The sequence below is a fragment of the Methylophaga sp. UBA5088 genome (assembly GCF_002414625.1).
GTDB classification, from domain to species: domain Bacteria; phylum Pseudomonadota; class Gammaproteobacteria; order Nitrosococcales; family Methylophagaceae; genus Methylophaga; species Methylophaga marina.
This window is the reverse complement of record NZ_DIAC01000088.1, coordinates 1-4,490: the sequence shown is the minus strand read 5'-3', so window position 1 is coordinate 4,490 and position 4,490 is coordinate 1. Positions and strand designations below refer to the sequence as shown.

Annotated in this window: 5 protein-coding genes; 4 read left to right on the top strand and 1 reads right to left on the bottom strand. The window is 45.9% G+C overall.

The features are described from left to right. On the top strand, positions 1-1,427 hold a 1,427-nt coding region (locus B4K20_RS11155; RefSeq protein ID WP_289282940.1), incomplete at its 5' end, for a sodium-translocating pyrophosphatase. A gap of 66 nt (positions 1,428-1,493) precedes the next feature. Continuing rightward, positions 1,494-2,825 carry an MATE family efflux transporter gene (locus tag B4K20_RS11150; RefSeq protein ID WP_289282939.1) on the top strand — a complete coding sequence of 444 codons (1,332 nt, stop codon included), beginning with the start codon at positions 1,494-1,496 and terminating at the stop codon, positions 2,823-2,825. Here B4K20_RS11150 and B4K20_RS11145 read toward each other — a convergent pair. Further along, positions 2,818-3,657 carry an RluA family pseudouridine synthase gene (locus B4K20_RS11145; protein WP_289282938.1) on the bottom strand — a complete coding sequence of 280 codons (840 nt, stop codon included), beginning with the start codon at positions 3,655-3,657 and terminating at the stop codon, positions 2,818-2,820. The two genes, B4K20_RS11150 and B4K20_RS11145, sit on opposite strands and share 8 nt — an antisense overlap. A 57-nt stretch (positions 3,658-3,714) precedes the next feature. On the opposite strand from B4K20_RS11145, the gene B4K20_RS11140 reads away from it, so the two are divergent. Both B4K20_RS11140 and B4K20_RS11135 read left to right on the top strand, forming a co-directional pair. Beyond that, positions 3,715-4,170: a DUF4124 domain-containing protein gene (locus tag B4K20_RS11140; RefSeq protein WP_286304293.1), complete on the top strand. Its 456-nt coding sequence runs from the start codon at positions 3,715-3,717 to the stop codon at positions 4,168-4,170. 11 nt (positions 4,171-4,181) lie between these two features. After that, on the top strand, positions 4,182-4,490 hold a 309-nt coding region (locus tag B4K20_RS11135; RefSeq protein WP_289282937.1), incomplete at its 3' end, for a phenylpyruvate tautomerase MIF-related protein.

The following is a 4,490-nucleotide window of genomic DNA, read 5'->3' as shown; positions in this document are numbered from 1 at the left end:
AAGCCGGTATTCCTGAAGATGATCCACGTAACCCAGGTGTTATCGCCGACAATGTGGGAGACAATGTCGGTGATGTTGCGGGTATGGGGTCTGATATTTTTGAATCTTACTGCGGCGCCATCATTGCCAGTATCACCATTGCCTCAACAATGGGACTAGTTGCTATCAAGTCACTCGCTGACAGTCAGTCAACGTTGATGTTTCTGCCCCTGGCCCTCGCCTCTACAGGACTTATTTGCTCCATCTTAGGCATTCTCAGTGTCAAACTGTTTTCACAACAAGCTCCGAGTGTGGCATTAAGAATCGGCACCATTGGCGCATCAGTGCTTTTTATATTCACTGCCTGGTTGATGATTAGCCTGATGGGTGGCGCCGGTGAATTGTGGGTTGCGGTATTATCAGGTGCCTTAGGCGGTATTATTATTGGCCTGGTTACCGAATACTACACCGGCGGTTCACCCATAAAAAAACTGGCAGCAAGCGGTGAAACAGGGCCTGCCACAATAATGATTTCAGGACTCGCTTTAGGCATGCAATCTGTTGCCATACCGGTTGTCACCATCGCGGCCATTATCTTTTCTGCCAGTTATGTTGCAGGACTTTATGGTGTCGCTATCGCAGCAGTGGGCATGCTGGCAACAGTCGGTATTACCATGGCTATTGATGCCTATGGTCCTGTTGCCGATAATGCCGGAGGCATCGCTGAAATGGCAGAAATGGGTAAACAAACCCGCGATATCACTGACTCACTTGATGAATTAGGTAATACCACCGCCGCTATTGGTAAGGGCTTTGCGATTGGGGCCGCAGCTCTGGCGGCATTAGCCATTATCAGTGCCTATATCGAAACCATCAGTCATGGTGATACCAGCTTTGTATTACTACTCAACAATCCGCTGGTGCTGATGGGCATGTTCCTGGGGGGCATATTTCCCTTTCTTGTCAGCGCCCTCACTATGACAGCGGTCGGTGATGCGGCATTTGATATGATTCACGAAATTCGTCGTCAGTTTAAGGAAATTCCTGGCTTATTAGAGGGAACGGCTAAACCAGACACGGCACGTTGTGTGGATATTGCCACTAAAGCGGCTTTGAATAAAATGGTATTGCCTGGTTTATTAGCGGTGTTAGCTCCTGTTGTGGTTGGTTTTGGTTTAGGCCCTCAAGCATTGGGAGGCATGTTAGCCGGCGCACTGATCTGTTGCGTTATGATGGCTTTGATGATGGCGAACGCCGGAGGTGCATGGGATAATGCTAAAAAGTATATAGAGAAAGGTCACCATGGCGGCAAAGGTTCTGATATACATAAAGCCGCTGTAGTCGGTGATACGGTAGGAGATCCACTGAAAGATACCTCGGGTCCAGCCATGAACATTTTAATCAATGTGATGGCAATAGTGAGTTTGGTTATTGCTCCGCTTCTCTGAGCTCAGATACAAAAAAACGCTACAAAGGCCACCTTGATGTGGCCTTTTTATTTTCTGGATACACGATTGAAAAAGACACTCTCACATCAACAAATTTGGGCCATTGCCGGCCCCATGATTCTGGCAAATTTATCAACACCAATTCTGGGATTGGTCGATACCGCCGTCATGGGGCACCTGAATTCGCCCATCTACCTGGGTGCTGTAGCGCTGGGTAGCATGATATTCACGTTCCTGTTCTGGGGTTTTGGTTTTCTGCGGATGGTGACAACCGGTCTGACATCACAAGTCAGTGAACATGGAAATCAACAGCAAACTGAGTCAGTGTTAATCCAATCGGCACTTTTGGCATCAGGCATTGCTATGGTATTGCTTTTGCTGCAATGGCCCATTGCGAAGATGGCTTTCAGCTTAATAGATGGCAGTGCTGATGTGTTATCGCAGGCAGAACAGTATTTTTATGTTCGAATCTGGAGCGCGCCCGCCACATTACTCAACTACGCGATTATGGGGTGGTTAATTGGCAATAGTGCGGCGCGTTCAGCGTTAGCTATGGCCATTGTGATTAATCTCACCAATATTGCGTTTGACCTGTTATTTGTTAATGGCTTCGAAATGAAAGCCAGCGGTGTGGCTTTAGCCTCTGTGATTGCTGAGTTATCCGGCTTGATATTTGCCGGTTATCTATTGAGTAAACGAGGCTTTCAATGGCGGAAAGTGCATCTCCCACAGGCCATTCAACAGTTTGTAAAACAACGGCATCAATTAGCCATTCACGGCAATTTTATGCTGAGAACCTTATGCCTGATCTTCAGTTTTGCTTTTTTCACTAACCAGGGTGCTCAGCATGGTGATGTGGTTCTGGCTGCGAACATGGTGCTACTGAATTTTATTACTTTTATGGCTTATGTTTTAGATGGATTTGCCAATGCCACGGAAGTGATGACGGGTAAAGCTATCGGGCGCAAAGATAAAGCCATGCTGAAAGCCAGCCTTATTATGAATGGACAATGGGCTTTAGCCGTCGCTGCTTTATTCAGTCTTGTTTATAGCGTATTCCACCAAAACATTATCAGTATGTTGACGGATATACCGGCTGTGGCCACTTTTGCCGAGCAATATAGTATCTGGATAGTTATTGCACCATTACTTGCTGTGTGGTCCTATTTGTTTGATGGTTTGTTTGTAGGAGCAACGCTTGGCAAAGAAATGAGAAACGCCATGATGTTCTCCGTCTTTATTTGTTACCTGCCGGCCTGGTATCTATTGCAAGACTATGAAAATCATGGCTTGTGGGCGGCGTTAATGACACTGTTCATTGCCAGAGCGATTTCACAAGCAGCCTACTTACCCGGCATATTTCAACGCATTGTTATAAAAAAAGAAGACGCTAACTAGCTAACAAATTAAATTCTCTATGCTGTTGTGTAAACGGACAGGTGAAAGCTAAATAGTAGGCACTTAACTGCAAGTTTTCATTGGTTTTACGCTGACCATAAAGCCTGTCACCTATCACAGGAAATCCGAGACTGGCAGCATGCCGGCGGATCTGATGTTTCCGCCCTGTTTCAATCGACACGTCTAACAGCGTCTGCTGCTGTATTGAGTCATATTCCAGAAACACAAAATGACTGCGAGCATGTCGTCCATCAATCGGTTCGTCAACGCTGATCGGGTCGTCTACGGTTGCTTTCTCTGAAAACTCGCCCTCAACCCAGATTCGATAGCGCTTATCGATATCGCGTTGTTGAAACAAGGCTGATAATTTTGCTGCTGCCTGTTTTTCGTGGGCAATCACAATCAAGCCATTAGCTGCACGATCAAGTCTATGCACGACAAAAGCATTTCTTTGAGGTTTAAGCTGTCGTTCTGCCCAACGGGTTACCGTGCAATGATCGCCCCATTTTGAGCCCTGAGATAATACGCCGTAAGGTTTGTTCCACACACTATAATGACCGTAATCCGCTACCAGTTCTGGCTCGGCCGTTTCGCGCTCTAACACTGTTTTGTCATAATAAAGGTGCAAGGTTTCACCAGCTTTTAATAAGCGCTTGGCTCGGCGCAGTCGCTGTGTTTTTTTTCCGACACTCACCCAAACTGCACCTTTGAGCATGATGCGTTTTAGCTGTTGCTTAGAAAGCTCACAGGCATCGGCAAGCAAATCAACGGCATTAGCACCTGATTTTTCAATAGGTAAATGAATTTCAAAACGGTCTGTGTGATAAGACATTTTATGATGGCTAGCTTTGGCGTAGAATTAACGTAGTTTAGTGCTTTGGTGTATGTAATGTTAAGAGATAATCTCAAATTCAGTCTGATTATACTGTCTGTGACGTTTACCGGCACCGCCAGCGCCGATATCTACAAATGGGTCGATGACCAGGGACAAGTGCATTACAGCCAACAAGCGCCCGAGTCAGCTCCCGCAGAATTAATCAAAACACCGCCACCACCACCTGTTGATCCCGCTAAAGCCCAAAGAGAAATCGATGCCTTGATTGCTCAGCAACAAGCCGCTGAACAAGAAAGGCAACAAGCACAACAACAGGCAGAGCAACAAGCGGCACAAGAAGCTAAGCTTGAAAAACAATGTCAGGATGCCAAAGACGCCCTTACCGCCTATCAAAACCATCCAGGTGGGCGCTTTTATGATGAAAATGGCAATTTACAGCGTATTAAAGAAGAAGAGCGCCAGCAGAAAATACAAGAACTGAGCAACAATATAAAACAACATTGTCAATAAGGAGAAGCGTTATGCCATACCTTAATATCAACACGAATCAACAAGTTAACGATAAGTCATCATTCATTAAACAAGCTAGTGAAACCGTTGCAAAAGCGTCGGGTAAGCCTGAAAGCTATGTGATGATTGTGCTGAATGACAACGCCGATATGTCATTTGCTGGCAGCGATGCACCTGCGGCTATGCTTGATTATCGAGCACTTGGGCTACCCGGCGATCGCCAAGCCTTCTCAGATACTTTATGCACATTCATTAGCGATAATCTAAACGTTGACGGTAGTCGTATCTATATCAGCATGACTGATTCAGAACGACAAAAC